The 15,941-nt window shown below is 62.8% G+C and carries 13 protein-coding genes and 2 pseudogenes; 8 read left to right on the top strand and 7 right to left on the bottom strand.

Translation table 11 applies throughout. The annotated features are described in order from the left end of the window. Window positions 1-96 precede the first annotated feature (96 nt). From FJW06_RS17345 to FJW06_RS17335, 3 genes are read left to right on the top strand one after another with little or no spacing between them, the layout of a single operon-like run. A complete protein-coding gene (locus FJW06_RS17345) occupies window positions 97-2,550 on the top strand; it encodes an FAD-dependent oxidoreductase (RefSeq protein ID WP_210238968.1) in 2,454 nt (817 codons plus the stop codon). Continuing rightward, on the top strand, window positions 2,547-5,006 hold the full coding sequence (locus tag FJW06_RS17340) for an FAD-dependent oxidoreductase (protein ID WP_140753439.1): 2,460 nt from the start codon (window positions 2,547-2,549) through the stop codon (window positions 5,004-5,006). Before FJW06_RS17345 ends, FJW06_RS17340 begins: the two co-directional genes overlap by 4 nt. Before the next feature lie 17 nt (window positions 5,007-5,023). After that, a complete protein-coding gene (locus FJW06_RS17335; protein ID WP_246674655.1) occupies window positions 5,024-6,583 on the top strand; it encodes a trimethylamine methyltransferase family protein in 1,560 nt (519 codons plus the stop codon). Between the two features lie 72 nt (window positions 6,584-6,655). Here the strand turns inward: FJW06_RS17335 and FJW06_RS17330 are convergent, their stop codons facing one another. The 5 genes from FJW06_RS17330 to FJW06_RS17310 all read right to left on the bottom strand — a co-directional run bounded on the left by FJW06_RS17330 (window position 6,656) and on the right by FJW06_RS17310 (window position 11,971). Further along, the gene (locus tag FJW06_RS17330) at window positions 6,656-8,182 is read right to left on the bottom strand and encodes an ABC transporter permease subunit (RefSeq protein ID WP_210238967.1); all 1,527 of its coding nucleotides are present in this window, start codon (window positions 8,180-8,182) and stop codon (window positions 6,656-6,658) included. Beyond that, entirely contained in the window at window positions 8,169-9,299 is a 1,131-nt protein-coding gene (locus FJW06_RS17325) for a betaine/proline/choline family ABC transporter ATP-binding protein (RefSeq protein ID WP_281404888.1), read from the bottom strand. The genes FJW06_RS17330 and FJW06_RS17325 overlap by 14 nt, the downstream gene beginning before the upstream one ends. 86 nt (window positions 9,300-9,385) lie before the next feature. Continuing rightward, complete coding sequence (locus tag FJW06_RS17320) at window positions 9,386-10,345, bottom strand: glycine betaine ABC transporter substrate-binding protein (RefSeq protein ID WP_140753436.1); 960 nt, start codon at window positions 10,343-10,345, stop codon at window positions 9,386-9,388. A gap of 178 nt (window positions 10,346-10,523) precedes the next feature. After that, window positions 10,524-10,877: a Rieske (2Fe-2S) protein gene (locus FJW06_RS17315; RefSeq protein WP_140753435.1), complete on the bottom strand. Its 354-nt coding sequence runs from the start codon at window positions 10,875-10,877 to the stop codon at window positions 10,524-10,526. Window positions 10,878-10,888: 11 nt separating this feature from the next. Then, window positions 10,889-11,971, bottom strand: coding sequence for an amidohydrolase family protein (locus FJW06_RS17310; RefSeq protein ID WP_140753434.1), 1,083 nt, complete (start codon window positions 11,969-11,971; stop codon window positions 10,889-10,891). A 128-nt stretch (window positions 11,972-12,099) separates the two neighbouring features. Between FJW06_RS17310 and FJW06_RS17305 the strand changes: the two genes are divergently transcribed. From FJW06_RS17305 to FJW06_RS30170, 5 genes and pseudogenes are all read left to right on the top strand, one after another. Next, window positions 12,100-12,960, top strand: coding sequence for a LysR family transcriptional regulator (locus FJW06_RS17305; RefSeq protein WP_181178379.1), 861 nt, complete (start codon window positions 12,100-12,102; stop codon window positions 12,958-12,960). 89 nt (window positions 12,961-13,049) lie between these two features. Then, the gene (locus tag FJW06_RS17300) at window positions 13,050-13,457 is read left to right on the top strand and encodes an FAD-binding oxidoreductase (RefSeq protein WP_140753432.1); all 408 of its coding nucleotides are present in this window, start codon (window positions 13,050-13,052) and stop codon (window positions 13,455-13,457) included. Window positions 13,458-13,471: 14 nt separating this feature from the next. After that, entirely contained in the window at window positions 13,472-14,104 is a 633-nt protein-coding gene (locus FJW06_RS17295) for an iron-sulfur cluster-binding domain-containing protein (RefSeq protein ID WP_181178377.1), read from the top strand. Between the two features lie 177 nt (window positions 14,105-14,281). Further along, window positions 14,282-14,404 (top strand): annotated as a pseudogene (locus tag FJW06_RS30610) (exodeoxyribonuclease III); the annotation flags it as partial. A 241-nt stretch (window positions 14,405-14,645) separates the two neighbouring features. Beyond that, entirely contained in the window at window positions 14,646-14,954 is a 309-nt protein-coding gene (locus FJW06_RS30170; RefSeq protein WP_181178375.1) for a hypothetical protein, read from the top strand. On the opposite strand, the pseudogene FJW06_RS30605 reads toward FJW06_RS30170, so the two are convergent. Both FJW06_RS30605 and FJW06_RS30600 read right to left on the bottom strand, forming a co-directional pair. Then, window positions 14,905-15,145, bottom strand: a pseudogene (locus FJW06_RS30605) (oligopeptide/dipeptide ABC transporter ATP-binding protein); the annotation flags it as partial. The gene FJW06_RS30170 and the pseudogene FJW06_RS30605 overlap by 50 nt on opposite strands. 139 nt (window positions 15,146-15,284) lie before the next feature. Next, window positions 15,285-15,914 carry a hypothetical protein gene (locus tag FJW06_RS30600; protein WP_246674654.1) on the bottom strand — a complete coding sequence of 210 codons (630 nt, stop codon included), beginning with the start codon at window positions 15,912-15,914 and terminating at the stop codon, window positions 15,285-15,287. Window positions 15,915-15,941: the final 27 nt, after the last annotated feature.

The raw sequence follows: 15,941 nt of genomic DNA, 5'->3' as shown, positions 1-15,941 counted from the left end.
GTACATAAGTTTTCCTAATGTTGCAGAAATCCCATTGAGCGCAAGCCGGCTTGGCGGGAAAGATCGCGCCGTTTCGACGGCAAGGATATCGCATCGGTGAACGAGGACGCTCGGATCGTTATCATAGGCGGCGGCGTGATCGGCTTGAGTGTCGCCTATCACCTTGCCGAGCTTGGCGTCACCGATGTCGTTCTCCTCGAGCGCAATCAGTTGACCAGCGGCACCTCCTGGCATGCGGCCGGAATCGTGGGGCCGCTCAGGGCCACGCTCAACCTGACGCGCCTGGCGCAGTACGCGACCGAACTGTTCCCGAAGCTCGAGGCGTTGACTGGCCAAACCTCAGGCTACCGCCAAACCGGCGGAGTCTGGCTGGCGCGCCGCGAAGATCGGATGAGCGAGCTCAAACGCATCGCACATATGGGCAACGTCTGCGGCCTTCGGGTTGAGATGGTTGACGCGGGTATCGTCGGTGAGCGGGTCCCGGGAATTGCGCTGGAGGGGCTCGTGGGCGCGCTTTGGGTTGAGGAAGACGGGCAGGCCAATCCCGTGGATATCTGCGCGGCCTATGCCAGGCGGGCACGCGCCGCGGGAATCCGCATCCTGGAAGGAGCGGCCTGTGCCGGTTTCGTGATCGAGAAGGGCCGCGTCGCTGGCGTCAAGCTCGCTTCGGGCATGACGATCCGTTGCGGCATTGCGGTGAACTGCGCCGGCGCCTGGGCGAGGCATATCGGCGCCATGGCCGGCGTTCCGGTGCCGCTGCAAGCGGCCGAGCACATGTATGTGGTGACCGAGCCGGTGACTGGGCTGCCCAATCCTTTTCCCATCGTGCGCGACCTCGACGAGGGCATCTACGTCAAGGGCGATTCCGGCAAGCTGGTGCTCGGCGGCTTCGAGCCCAATGCCAAGGTCCTCGACGTCACCGGCCCGGTTGGCGACAGGCCCTTCCTCGAGCTGCCGGAAGATTGGGACCAATTCGAACCCTTCATGTCGGCCGGGCTGCGGCTCTTTCCAGTGCTTGCCGAGACGGGCATCCGCCACTTCATGAACGGGCCGGAGAGTTTCACGCCGGATACTCAGCCGCTGATGGGCGAATCGCCCTATCTGCGCGGCTTCTTCGTCGCTGCCGGGTTCAATTCGACGGGCATGATGTCGTCTGCCGGCGCCGGCAAGGCGATGGCCGAATGGATCGTCGACGGGGAGCCCGGTCTCGATCTGTGGCCGCTCGATATCGCGCGTTTCGACCGAAGCTCCGCCTCCCGCGCCTTTGTGCAGGCGCGGATGGAGGAATCGGTCGCCGACCTCTTCCACATGCACTGGCCGTATAAGCAGTCGAAGGCCGGCCGAGGCCTGCGCCGGTCGGCGTGGCACGACCGGCTCGGCGAAGAAGGGGCGGTGTTCGGCGCGCCGACCGGTTGGGAGCGGCCCCTCTGGTTTGCCCGCGATGAAGCCGAGCGCAAGCCGCGCTACACTTTCAGCAGGCAGCACTGGTGGCCGGCGGCTGAACGCGAAGCAGTCGCCATGGCGAGCGGCATCGGTCTGTTCGAGCTTTCTCCGTTCACCAAGCTCGATGTCAGCGGACGCGACGCGGCGAAATTGCTGCAACTGCTGTCGGCCAACGATGTCGACGTGGCGGAAGGCAGGACGGTCTATACCCAGATGCTCAACCGCCACGGCGGGATCGAGGCCGACGTCACGGTGACGCGCTGCGCAGAAACCGCCTTCCGGATCGTTTCCGGCGCGGCTACCCGGCAAAAGGATTTCGCCTGGATCGCCAGGCGCGCCAGCGATCTCCGGCTCGACGCCTCGGTGTTCGACGCGACCTCGGCCGAAGCGGTCCTCGGCGTCATGGGGCCGCGCTCCCGTGAATTGCTGCAGCAACTGACCGACGCCGACTTGTCGGAAGCGGCCTTTCCCTTCTCGACGTCACGACGCATCGATATCGGCATGGTCAATGTGCGGGCCACACGGGTCAGCTTCGTCGGCGAGCTTGGCTATGAGATTTATGTCCCTGTCGAATGCGCCGAAAGCCTGCTGTCGACCATCAGGCAAGCCGGCACCGCGCATGATGCGGCCTTTTGCGGTCACTATGCGCTGGACGGCTGCCGGCTGGAAAAAGGCTACCGGCACTGGGGTCACGACATCGGCCCGAAGGAGACGCCGATCGAGGCGGGACTGGGCTTTGCAGTCTCCTGGACGAAAGGCGACTTCATCGGTCGTGAGGCCCTCGAAGCAAAGAGGGTGCAGGGATTTACCCGCCGACTACTGCATTTCGCGGTCGACGGCGCCAATCCGCTCCTGCTGCATGACGAGCCCATCTACCGGGACGGCAAGTTTGCCGGACTGACCACCTCGGGCGGCCTCGGTTTTCGCACCGGATTAAGCCTCTGCCTCGGTTACGTTGCCTGCGATCCGGGCGAGACGAAGCAGCAGATCGCCGTTTCGGATTACGAAATCGCGGTCGCGGGACAACGCTTCGGCCTCAGGCTTCTCGAAAGACCACCCTACGATCCAACCGGCAGCAGAATGCGCGGCCAACAGGAGACATTATGAGACAGCATGCCCGCGTCGTCGTGATCGGCGGCGGCGCCATGGGGGTTTCCCTTCTCTATCATCTCGCCAAGCGCGGCTGGAGCGATGTGTTGCTCGTCGAGCGGCAGGAACTGACCGCGGGCTCGACCTGGCACGCCGCCGGGCTTTGCACCCACTTCGCCCACAATGCCACGATCATGGAGATGCGTGCGCATTCCGTACGGCTATATCGCGAGGTGCTGACGGCCGAAACCGGCTTACCGACCGGCTTCCATGCAAGCGGCGCGCTGCGCGTGACGCGCTCGCCGGAGCGGATGGCCGAGTTCCGTCATGTGCAAGGTCTTGGCCGGTTTGTCGGCTACGACTTCAACATTCTGACGCCCGCCGAGCTGAAGAAAATATATCCGCTTTGCGAAACCGACGGCATACTGGGGGCCTTCCACGAGCCGAATGACGGCCATGTCGATCCGACGTTGGCCACCAACGCGATGGCTGCGGGCGCGCGTTCGCGCGGCGCCGAGATCGTCCGGCACAATCCTGTGTTGTCGATCGAGCGCGCGGCTTCGGGCGAATGGCTGGTCCGCACCGCGCAAGGCGAGATCCGGGCCGAGCATGTGGTGAACGCCGCCGGCACCTGGTGCCGCGAGGTCGGCACAATGATGGGCATCGACCTGCCGGTCGTGCCAATGCTGCATCAGTATGTCGTCACAGATACCGTGCCCGAAATTGCCGCGCGTATCGCTGCCGGCGAGAAGGAACTGCCGATCATCCGTGATCCGGAGGAAAGCTGGTATCTGCGGCAGGAGCGGGGCGGCTATATTGTCGGGCCTTACGAGAAGGCGGCGCATCCATGGGCGATCGACGGCGTGCCGCCCGCATTCGGCATGGAGTTGCTGCCACCCGATCTCGACCGGGTCGAGCACATCATCGCATTGGCGATGGAACGGGTGCCGGCACTCGCCAATGCCGGCATCAAGACCGTGGTCAACGGCCCGATCACCTTCACGCCGGATGCCAACCCGCTGGTGGGCCCTGCGTTCAACCTGAGCAACGGCTGGCTTCTGACAGGGTCCAGCATGGGCGTGATGGAAGGGGGCGGTGCCGGCGCCTTCCTCGCCGACTGGATCGTCGATGGCGAGCCGCCGCGCGATGCGCTGGCCATCGATCCGCGGCGGTTCGGCAACTATGCCGACCGCGACTACCGGGTCGACAAGGCGGTGGAGTGCTTCGGCCTGCAGTTCGGCGTCCACTATCCTTACGAGGAACGCGAGGCGGGGCGCCCGCGCCGTACCACGCCGGCGCTCGACATCCAGCTGTCGCAAGGCGCGGTGCTGGGCGCTGCCTATGGCTGGGAGCGGCCCAACTGGTTCGCGCCGGCGAGCACCGACCGCAACCCGCCGCTGACCTTCAAACGCCCGGGCTGGCTCGGCGCGGTAAAAGGGGAATGCCTCGCCGTGCGCGATGGCGCAGGTGTCATCGACCTTTCGGCCTTCTCGAAATTCGAGGTGAGCGGGCCGGACGCCGAAGCCTTCATGGCTTCATTGGGCGCCAACACGCCGCCATCGCGCCTCGGCCGCATCGGTCTCATCCACGTTCTGACCGAGAGAGGCGGTATCGCGTCGGAGTTCACGGTCACGCGGCTCGAACAGAACCGCTTCTACCTGACCAGCGCGGCACTGGCTGAACGTCATGACGAAGACCTGCTTCGCGCCCGGTCGGGCTCGTTTGCCGGTGTCGTGATCGAGAACATCACCGAGAGACGAGGTGTGCTGGGCGTCATGGGCCCGAACGCGGCAGAGATTCTGCAGGCGGTCAGCGAGGTCGATTTCTCGAACGCGGCTTTCCCTTGGCTGTCGGCGCAGACGATCAGGATCGCCGGCATCAAGGTGACAGCGCTTCGCGTGTCTTATGCCGGCGAGCCGGGATGGGAACTGCATGTCCAACTCGCACAGTTCCGGCGGCTCTACGAGACGATCGTCAAAGCGGGCGCCAAGCATGGCCTGCGTCCCTTCGGCGTCTATGCCTTGAACTTCATGCGGCTGGAGAAGGGTTATCGCGGCTGGGGCGCGGACCTGACGACCGAGCGCACGCCGCTCGAAGCCGGGCTGGGCGCCCTGGTCAAGGCGGACGGCCGTTCGTTCATCGGCCGCGAGGCCATGCTCGAACGCCAGAAGGCAAACCCGTGGCGAATGGCGTTGCTGGAGATCGACGACGACGGCGAACGGCTCCCGTTCTACAGCCACCCCGTCTTGCACGATGGCCGGCCTGTCGGCGTCGTCACCAGCGGCGGCTATGGCTTCCGCACCAACAAGGTGCTGGCGCTTGCCTATCTGAGGCCGGGGATACCCGAACGCGAGTTCGGCGTGTCGATCCTGGGCAAGGTGCTCGCGGCGCACCAACTGCAGGAAGCTCCCTACGATCCGCGAAATCTGCGGTTGCGCGGGCTGGATCATTCGCAGCCCGCCGCATCCGTCTGAACGTCTGGAGGCACATGATGGAAGATGTCGTCACACCTGGCGAAGCAGCATCCCCGGCGCGCTCCCGCGGCCGCGCCGCGCGCCTCGTGCAGCGCAGCGCGCAGGAACCGCGCCGCCCCTATCTCAGCCGCAGGATTGGCACGTTCAACATCCTCGACGAGGAAGGGCTGAGCCTGATCGAAGCCAATGCCGACCGCCTGCTCAAGGAGGTCGGCATGGAGTTCCATGACGATCCGGAGATCCTCGATCTCTTCCGCGACGCCGGAGCCGATGTGAAGGGAACCCGTGTCCGCTTCGAGCCCGGCATGTGCCGCAAGCTCGTCCAGGCGACAGCGCCAAGGCAATTCAAGCAGCATGCCCGCAACCCGGCCAACACGGTCGTGATTGGCGGCGACAACACGGTGCTTTGCCCGTCCTGGGGCCCGCCCTTCGTGCATGATCTCGACCGCGGCCGTCGCTATGCGACGCTGAACGACTTTCGCGACCTGGTGCGGATCCACCAGATGATCCCCTACCTGCATCATTCCGGCGGCGTGGTCTGCGAACCGGTCGATCTTCCGGCGAACAAGCGCCATCTCGACATGCTCTACACGCATGCGCGTTATTCGGACCGGCCTTTCATGGGGGCGTTCATCGGCTCCATGCGGGCGCAGGACGCGGTCGACATCGCCAAGATCGTCTTCGGCGAGGAATTCGTTGCCAACAATGCCGTGCTCTACAACGTCAGCAACACCAACGCGCCGCTGGTGCTCGACGCCAACATGTCGGGGTCGCTCAAGGTCTATGCGCGCAACAACCAGCCGGTCGCCTGCACGCCATGGACGCTGGCCGGCGCCATGAGCCCTTGCACCGTCGCCGGGACGCTGGCGCAGGTGCTTGCCGAGGCGCTTGCGTGTCTGTCGCTCGTCCAGCTCATCAATCCGGGAGCGCCCTGCCTGATGGGGAGCTTCGCCAGCACGATCTCCATGCAAAGCGGCGCACCGACATTCGGTACGCCGGAAGCGGCAAAGATGGTGTTGGCGGCGGGTCAGCTGGCGCGAAGGGTCGGCGTTCCGTTTCACACCGTCGGCACCCTTTCGGCATCCAAGCTGCCGGACGCGCAGGCTGAGCAGGAAGGGACCTTGGGCCTGCTGATGTCGCTTCTGGCCGGCGCCAACGTCATAAACCACGCGACGGGATGGCTGGAAGGAGGGCTCGTCACCGGCTTCGAGAAGACCATCATCGATGCCGACCTGTGCGGCAAGGTGATGAGCCTGTTCGAGGGTATCGATCTGTCGGTGAACGCGCAGGCAATGGAAGCCATCGAGGAAGTCGGGCCTGGGGCGCATTTCCTGGGCAGCGCCCATACGCAGTCGAACTTCCTGTCAGCCTTCTATCGCTCGACGATCAGCGACAACAATTCGTTCGAGCAGTGGAATGCCGAAGGCGGCCTGGACGCCGCCCAGCGCGCCAATCGCCATTGGAAGAAGCTGTTGAGCGACTATGCGGACCCCGGGCTGGACCCCGCGATCGATGAAGCGCTGCTGGCCTTCATCGCCAAGCGCAAGGAGAGCATGCCCGATCAGGACTATTTCTGAACGCCGGCATTGTGGTTCCTGGTGGCGTGCGGTTCCGTAAGGTCTTTGTCGCGCCCGAAACGCACAAGGCCTCTACTTGGCCCTGCCCTGCACGATACGGTCAATGATCATGGCGCAGAGAAGAATGGCGAAGCCCGCCAGCAGTCCCTGCCCGACGGCCGCATATTGAAGTGCATTGAGGACATCTTCTCCGAGCCCCTTGGCGCCGATCAGGGAAGCGATGACCACCATCGAAAGGCACATCAAAATGGTTTGGTTGATGCCGGCCATGATGGAAGGCATGGCAAGCGGGAGGTCGACCCGGGTCAGGAGGAACCACCTTGTAGCGCCATACGCCTGCGCAGCTTCCCTTACGGTCGGCGGGACTCCCTGCAAGCCCAGTGCGGTCAAGCGCACTACCGGTGGAGTGCCGAAAATCAACGTGGCGATCACGCCGGGCGGCTTGCCGATACCGAACAATGCGATCACGGGGATCAGATAAACGAATGCCGGCATAGTCTGCATGAAGTCGAGCACCGGCCGCACGGCGGCGTACACGCGCGGCCGGCGCCCGCACCATATTCCGAGCGGGACTCCGATCGCGAGGCAGAGAATTGCCGAGGTTCCCAAAAGGGCGACCGTTTCCAGGCTCTTTTCCCAAAAGCCGAGGACGGCGAGATAGGCGAGCGCAGCGGCCGTGAAGATGGCCACACGAGGCCCGGCCAATTGCCAGGCGAGGGCGAGAATGATCGCCATCGTCACTGGCCATGGCATACCCGTCAGCCCATAGGCCAATCCGTCCAGCACCAACGATATTGCGCCTGTTATGCCGCCGAAGAGGCCGGCCCCGAAGTGCGACACCGCTCCCATCAGGCCGTCCAGCCCCGATGACAAGGCGGCCTGCCACTCGCGGTTCGAGGGCGCAGCAGTCAGCCAGGCGGCTGGCGTCGGCGCGGCAAAACGGTATGTCGAAAGCCCGTAAGCGGCGATACAGAAGGCAAGAGCGCACAGCGCCAGCGGATAATTGAGCCCGCGCTGAAGCGCCGGCATCGAACGCCAGCGCGCGAAGCGCCGCTCGAGCATCCGGTTGGCGAGCACGCCGGCGATCAGCCTAGCGAGGAGCAAAGTGACAAGACCGGACCCAACTACAAGCGGCGCCTTTGCCTTTGCGGCATCAGCCCGAAGCCTGGCATCGTTGGCCGCTTTCTCCAGAGCGGCCGCCGATGATTTCAGTCCTGCCGCGTTGTCCGCTCCCACCGCCTCCGCGGCCCGTGCCTGTTCGGCGCGCGCCTGCGCCTGCTTGGTGACGCGATCGGCTCGTGCCTGCTCGCCCGCGCCGAGGTTGCCGGCCGCGCCGACGCCGATCTGAACCACCGCAAGCGTCTCCAGGAAGAAGGTGAGCCAGAACAGCAGCGTAATGCCTCGAGCTGCGGCCCACACCGGCCCAAGCAGCGCGGCCGCGAGGTTGAACGGCCAGACAGAACCGGAAGCCCGCCGAATGCGGGCGAACACCTGGGCGTAATAATCCGGATTGCGAACGACGAACTCCCGGACGAGCCCGTCCTCTGTCGGTTGAGCATGCTCTACCGATCGTACGGCGACCGGATCATGGGCGTTCACGGGCTTCGGCCTTTCGCAAACCGTCGAGCAGGATCTGCCGGTCGATGACGCCGACGACAGACCCATCGGGATCGATCACAGCTAGCGGTGCGGCATCCTTTGCCGCGAGTTCGACGAGTTCGGCCAGCGGTTCTCGGGAATCCACTCTGCGCAACGCCTCGACCTCCAGTTCCGGATGATGCCGGCTCTTGAAATTCTCAACCGACTCCATGATGCGCCCGGCGGTAATCACCTTAAGGCGCGAGATGTCCGCGACGAATCTCGCGACATAGTCGTGCTTCGGCGATGTGACGATCTCCTCGGGCGTGTCGGTCTGGACGATGACGCCGTCTTTCATAATCGCGATGCGGTCGCCGATCCGGATCGCCTCGTCGAGGTCATGGGTTATGAAGATCACTGTCTTTCCCATCGAGCGCGAGAGGGCCAGGAACTCGTCTTGAAGTTGTCGCCTTATCAGCGGATCGAGCGCGCTGAACGGCTCATCCATCAGCAGGATCGCCGGATCGGCAGCCAAAGCGCGGGCGAGGCCGACGCGTTGCTGCATTCCGCCTGAGAGTTCATGGCAATAACGATCCCCCCAGCCCGATAGGTTCACTTTGGCGAGCGCCGCCTCGGCGGCATCGTATCTCCGCTGCTTGTTTGCCGCCTGGATCTCCAGCGGCAGCGCAACATTGTCGCGGACGGTCCGATGCGGAAGCAGACCGAAGCTCTGGAACACCATGGCTATCTTGTGGGACCGCAAGGCCCTCAACTCATGAGGCGACTTGGCCATGACGTTTTCGCCATCGACGAAAATCTCGCCCGCGGACGGCTCGAGCAGGCGGTTTATATGGCGGATCAATGTCGATTTGCCGCTGCCCGACAAGCCCATGACGCAGAAGATTTCACCCGGCCGAACCGAGATATTGACGTCGGCCACGCCCACGACACAGCCGAAGCGCCTGGCGACTTCGTCCTTGTCGAGGCGGTCACGCAAAATCGCCGCCATCGCCTCGGGCGCACGGGCACCAAAGATTTTCCAGACGCCCTTCATGATGATGGCGGCCGCGTGAGAGCGCGCGGCCCCACGCTCCGCTGAGGCGGCTCCGCCCGATGCACTGACCGGTGCGGCGTCCACCGGCTACTGCTCCCGCCCGATCGTGGATCTGAGCAGCCGGGTGACAATGCAGGCCCGCTTGGAGCCTGCAGTCTTAGTCTTCGAATTCAATGACCGAACCATTTCGCCACCTCATCGGGGTGGGCTTTGATCCATTCTTTCGCCACTTCGTCTGCCGGCTTTTTATCGACGATGATTGCGTAGGCCCATTTGCTGATGTCGTCAGGATTGAAGGTAATCCGATCCAGAGCAGCAGTCAGTTCCGGTTGCCGCTGCGCCAGCGAAGCAGCATAGGCAATATGCACGGTCGTGTCAGCATAAGCCGACGACACTTTCGACTTCTCGAACCATTGAGGATCCTCGCTGGGCTGCAGCATCACGAACTTGGCCGGATCGTGTTTCGGCTCAGTGAGGAAGGCAAGCTTGTAGCGGGCGAAATTCTGGTGCGGACCGTAGCAGTAGCCGACCCATGGCTTGTCGGCCTTGGCCGCGCGGTCGAGCGAGGCGGCGGCCACCGCTTCATCGGTGACTTGGAGATCGAAGAAGTCGGCAAAGCCATAATCACGGGCCCGCACCTTTTCGATATTGGTCGACTGCCACCCTGACGCGCCGATCCATATCTCGCCTTTGCCATCGCCATTGGTGTCGAAGATCTTGGCTTTATCGGGATTGGCGAGATCGGCGACGTCCTTGATGCCGTATTTGTCGACCGTGACCTGGGTCACGCAGTAGCCTTGCTTGGCCTCGTAGCCATTCTGCGCAAGTTTTACGGTACCTGCGCCCTTGACGTATTTGTCGACGAGGCCCTGCTGGTTCGGCAGCCAGACATCCGGCCAGATATCGACTTCCCCCTTGTTGCGGTCCATCGCTTCCCAAATGACGGGGACCGCCGTGGTGGTGACGGTGGAAACGTCGAGCCCGAGCTCCTGCTCGGCCGCGTTCTTGATCACGTTCATGACCGCCGTGGCGGTGGCGTAATTCGGATCCGGCATGGTGACGTCCGCAGCCGAAGCCGATGCAATCGGCAGCAACAGCATGCCGACAGATGCAAGAAGATGATGTTTCATGGTGTTCCCCAGTCGTAGTTGCGCTGACTTTTGTCAGTCTATTCGTCACGTTAGCGGAACGTGCAGGCAATCCATCCCAAATTGTGCCGCATTAGCAAAAACGATGAAGCGCATAAGGCGGCTGCTTTGAGCAACGCCACCTAACCGGTTGCAAGGCGTGTCTGCCGCCTCCGGATATTTAGGCCGTGACATAAATGCCCTCGCCCTCGACGGTGACTGGGAATGTGCGCGCGCGAACAGACGGGTTGACCAGAGCTGCACCCGACTTGATGTCGAACTCCCATCCATGCCAGGCGCAGCGAACGATTTCGTTCTCACGGTGGTAGATGAATTCGGGTAGCTCAACGGGGGCGGTCGTGCCGCATTGCGGCCCTTCGCAAAGCGGAGCACCTCGGTGGGGGCAAACATTCAGCAGCGCATGGAAACTGTCGCCGATCCGGAACACACCGATCGACAGGCTGCGCACCTTGGCGATGAACGGCATTCCGACCTGGATCTCGTCAGCGCGACAAATATACGTCTTCTCAGCCATGTCTGTCCCCTTCACGCTGCCGCGGCGGCTTGCGGGCGGGGAATGCGCTTGTAGACGTCGAGCGCATTCTGGCCGAGCACCTTGCGGCGCCATTCCGGCGGGATGTGCAATGTGTTGACGTCATCGTAGTCCCAATGCGGGTAGTCGGACGCAAACAGCAGCGTGTTTTCCCCGTCCATCGCCTCCAGGATCGCCCAGAGGTGGTTGACGGTCGAGGGTTGCTCCAGCGGTTGGGTGGAGAAGCGTATGTTGCGTCGGCAATATTCCGATGGCAGCATCTTGAGCCATGGCGTCTCCTTGCGCAGGGCCTTGTAATCGGCATCAAGTCGCCAAAGCACCGACGGCACCCAGGCAACGCCGCACTCGATGACGACGAAGTAGAGGTCCGGCCATTTCTCGAACACACCGTGCGCGATCATGCTCGCGACATGCGACATGGCCGACATGTGCAGGATCGCATGGGTTTCCCAGAAAAAAGTGGTGGGCGCTGGCGCGACGGCATTCCAGTTGATTCCGCCATGCCCCCCGAGATGTATGGCGAACGGCAAGCCGACCTCGGCACAGGCTTCGAAGATCGGATGATAGAAGGGATCGCCATATGGCCGGACCGAGCCCTGGGAGGCCAGAACTTGCGCCATCCGGGGATGCCCGCCGAGCCGCCGGATCTCCGCAGCCGCAAGGCGCGGGTCTTGCGGCGCGACGACGATGGAGCCCATGAAGCGGCTGTCTTTCGGCAGCCATTCGTTGATCTGATAATCATTATAGGCGCTTACCAAAGCGCTGGCGTAGTAGGGATTTGCCAGCGTCGAAGCTTCGATCGGCTCATCCCCGGTCAGGACCGCCACTCCGATATTGTATTTGTCGAGGTGCTTCTCCTTCATGATCAAGTAGTTGTCCGCCTCGACCTTCGGCCGCACATCCTTGCGGGAGAAATCCTGCGGATGAAACCAGGGACGATGGCCATGCGGAAAGGCTCCGACGGGGCCGGTCTTCTCGCCTTCGATGAACATGTCCTTCCAGACGCCGGATAGATAAGGCTCCAGCACCGTCGCGCTGGACCAGTAATTGTGGCAATCGCAATCGACTATGAACACGTGTCCCTCTTTGATGATGCGGGCGCCGCTGGGCGCCCCTAGGTTCTGCCCCGAACTTCCGCCTTGTCTGTGTTTCGATCAAGCGTATGCTCTGCTCGATACGATCGGAAAAATCGATTGGCTTGCCCATGCAACTGGAACAGGTAGAAACCTTCTTGGATATCATCGAGTCGCGGAACTTCAACCGGTCCGCGGAGCGCCTCGGACTGACGCAATCGACAGTCAGCACCCGCATCAAGAACCTGGAAACCGCTGTGGGATCCGAGCTCTTCCACCGCGGGCGTGCCGGGGCCGAGCCGACGGCGGCAGGGCGGCGGTTCGAGGCTTACGCGCGGTCGATGCTGTCCACCTGGTCCCAGGCGCGTCACGACGTGCGCGCCTTCAACAGGTTCGAGGGCAGCCTGCGGGTGGCTGCCCAAGTCGGGATGACCCGCTCGATCCTGCCAGGTTGGCTCGAAATGCTGCTGCAAGTCTTGCCTCGGTCCTCGATCCATGTCGAATCCGATTATTCGCCGCAGATGATATCGGATCTAAGCCTGGGAAACCTCGATATTGCTGTGGTTTATGCTCCGCGCTACCTACCAGAGATCACATACGACCAGTTGATGGTCGAGGAATATGTGATGGTCTCGACCACGGCGCGGAGGCTTTGCGATGTATGCCCGGACAACTACATTCGGCCCGGTTACACGGTGGCCCTCGAGAAGGCTCATGCAGAGGTGCTGCCAAACCTGACCGCTTGCCGGCTTTCGATGGGCTCGGAGACGTTGGCGGACAATATGCTGAGGCGGGCCGGCGGCACATGCTATATGCGCGCCGACGATGCGCATCGCTTCGCCGCCGAGCGCCCCTCCTCCCATATCGTCGAAGACGCTCCAGCGCTGCATCAGCCGGTCTATACGGCGGTGCTCGCACGACGCCGACATGAGGCGATCATCAAGAAAGGCGTTCGCGCGCTTCACCTCGCTGTCATGTCGCTGGAAGGCTGATCGATTTTGTCGATCATAAACGGCCGGAGTATCTTCTGTATCGAACGCTGACCTGCTGGCAATCTTGGCCCGCAAACGCGAGCCAGGCGATGAACGTCTTCAGTCTCTCCTCCTCTTCCGGCCCAGCCGACCGCTCCGGCGGTGGTCTTACGCTGACCTGTCGCCGCGTCATTCAGGAGACGCACGACGTGAAGACCTTCGTCCTCTCCCCCAAGAGCGGACAGCTAGGCCCGTTCAAAGCCGGCCAGTTCATCATGCTGAATCTGGTGGTCGGCGGCGCTGCGGTCGTACGGAATTACTCGATTTCTTCACCGCCCACGCGACCGGATGACCTGAGGATTACGGTCAAGCGGGTCCCCAGCGGCCTCGCATCCAATTGGCTGCACGATAATCTCGAACAGGGAAGCGAAATAGGGATAGTGGCCCGTCCGGCGCCTTCACCTGGGACGACCTGCCGAGCGAGCGGCCGCTTTTCCTCTCCGGCGGCAGCGGCATAACGCCGGTTATGTCGATGCTGCGCACGCTCGCTGACAGTGGTTCCGACAGGGAGATCCGCTTCATCCATAGCGCTCGCTCGCCAAAGGACATCATCTTCCGTGAGGAGCTTGACGAGCTGGCGCGCGACCACGGCAATTTTCACATCCATGTCCTCTGTGCCGAACCCGACGATAACTGGCGCGGTCCGGTCGGCCTGCTCGACGACACGACGCTGCTAAAGCTTGCCCCCGATATTCGGGAGCGCAGCGTCTATGTATGCGGGCCCGAGCCCTACATGAAGGCAATCAGAGGGGCCCTCCAAAGGATCGGCTTGGATCCCGATCGATATCGCGAGGAGAGCTTCGGCGGCTTGACAAGGCCGGCGCCGACACCGTCTGCGAGCCAAGCCGCTTCAGTGCGTTTCGCACGCTCGGGCATAGGCCAACAATGCCGTTCGACGCAAACGCTGCTAGAAATCGCTCGGAACGTTGGACTGTATCTTCCCAGCGCGTGCGGGCATGGAATTTGTGGAACGTGTCGTGTGCTCAAGCTCGCCGGCGACGTGGAAACGGCCGATCTCGGCGGCCTCAGTGCAGAGGAGAAGGCTGAGGGATACGTACTCGCCTGCTGCACCCGCCCGCTCGGAGAGGTTGCGCTAGATTTATAACAAAGGCAGGAATTATCTGGCAACGAGATGCCGTCGGTAAAGGTTTGTTCGAGCAAGGCTCGAGATACGGGCTCTGCCCAGACCACAACCGTGAGCCGACCGAGTCCGCGCATCTGCTGTTCGCAGCAGGCGCCATTCATCCTTCTCGTCGCTTGTTGGCAAGGGTGATCCCGACGAACGCACAGCCGCTATCTGGAGGCAGAGATCGACAACCTAGTCGTCGGCTGCATCCATTTACCCGATCGCAATCCCGCACCAGGGCCTAGGTTCGACTGCGAGCTCCTCTGGTTCGAACGTCTCCTCACCTGCGCAGATCGCTGCTAGGTGAGCGCTCCGTGCTATGTGATGACTACAATGTCGTCCTCCACGGAGATTGACATAACTTCATCGTGCCCCCACGACATGGCTGGAATGGAGCAGTAGCTCACGTGCCGCCGTGTCCGTCTCAAGGCAGTGCCGTGATGCGCCGCGGTTCTGGCCAGGTGCCAGGCACGAGGTGGCCGGATTCTTAGCCGACCTGCGTCTGGCTGTCGTCCCCAAGATGGCGGAGCAGAAGCGTTTGCTCGAGAGGCTGCTTTCGTCGCGCGAGGCGATTCCTGCTGGCGTCGAGCAGTTCTTCCTCGCGCGTCAGCCCGTTCATAAACATCTTCATCAGATGAGAAGCGGTGCGCTGGGCCTGCGGGGATTCAGGGGAAATGCCATTGTCTTGGCAGATGGCCCGGCACACCCGAGACAGCATATGGATTTCGGGGGGCCGCAAAAACTGACCGGGGTACAACATAGCCCTTCCTCCTCGAAAGCTACCAAGCGCGAACAGTGCGACAAGCGTATGAATTTCGCAATTTTTTGAGGTGATCGGGCGCGCATTTGCTTCTCTCGATGTCGTCGCGGATGCAGGCCGTGTGGTGCCGGGGCCCGACCGCTGTCAAGGCAGGCACCGCCTCCGCGCAGGCTTCAATGGCGTACGGACAGCGCGTTCGGAAAAATGCAGCCCGACGGTGGATCTGCTGGGCTTGGAATGTCGCCCTTGAGAACATGGCGCGGCCATTTGACGGCGGCGTCGAGGGCGACGTTCACGGCAGGCAATCTGGTCAAGGCGGATTGCCGCTCTCAATACCTTCACGACCAAAACCGACCTCATTCGCATCGTCATGCAGGCGCGCGGCAATCGTCAGGCGTGTCAGTTCGCCGCGCCTTTTGGCTTTGCGCCGATTGCGGCCGCGGGCGCGGCCGGCGTTTCGGCCGCAGCCGCCGGAGCCGGAGCCTGGGGGTTGTCCGGTGCCCGGGGGCTGTTGTCGCCGAGATTGATCGAGATGCCAAAGAGCTTCCACTGGTGGTCGGCGGGAGCTAACAGCAGCTCGAAGTTCAACCGCAGAGGTACCGACGGGAAGAAGCCCGCCATGTGCAGCATACCGTTGGGCTCGATCTGCGGCAGCAGGGTCAGTTGCGGTTCCAGTACAGCCACGCCAGCGAGGTCTATCCCTTGTTTGCGCTGGCTGGCGAATATCTCGGCCAGTTGCGCCGAGGTGTTCGCCTGGAGGCCTGGGGAGCCGAGGTCGCGCAGCACGGTATAGTTGCCGGTCTTGTTGGCCTGGTCGACTGCCAGCAGGGCGTATCGCACCATGATCAGCACGCCGTTCCTGTCGATGTTGGCCGGCTTCGGTTTGGCCGGTCCGGCGGATTTCGCGGAGCGTTGCGTCTTATTCGCCGGCAGAGCCGTCTTCTCCTGCTGAGCCCCCGCCGGAAGCGGTTGCGCCAACGCGAGAGGCAGTGCCATGACGAGCAGAAGGCGAAGCAGGATCGCCTTCATCGGGCCTCTCGGATTTCGCAGCGTCTG

The sequence above is a fragment of the Mesorhizobium sp. B4-1-3 genome, from assembly GCF_006439355.1.
In the GTDB taxonomy this organism is placed as follows: Bacteria; Pseudomonadota; Alphaproteobacteria; order Rhizobiales; family Rhizobiaceae; genus Mesorhizobium.
Note: the sequence above shows the minus strand (reverse complement) of the source record. Positions and strands in the feature narration are given on the sequence as shown.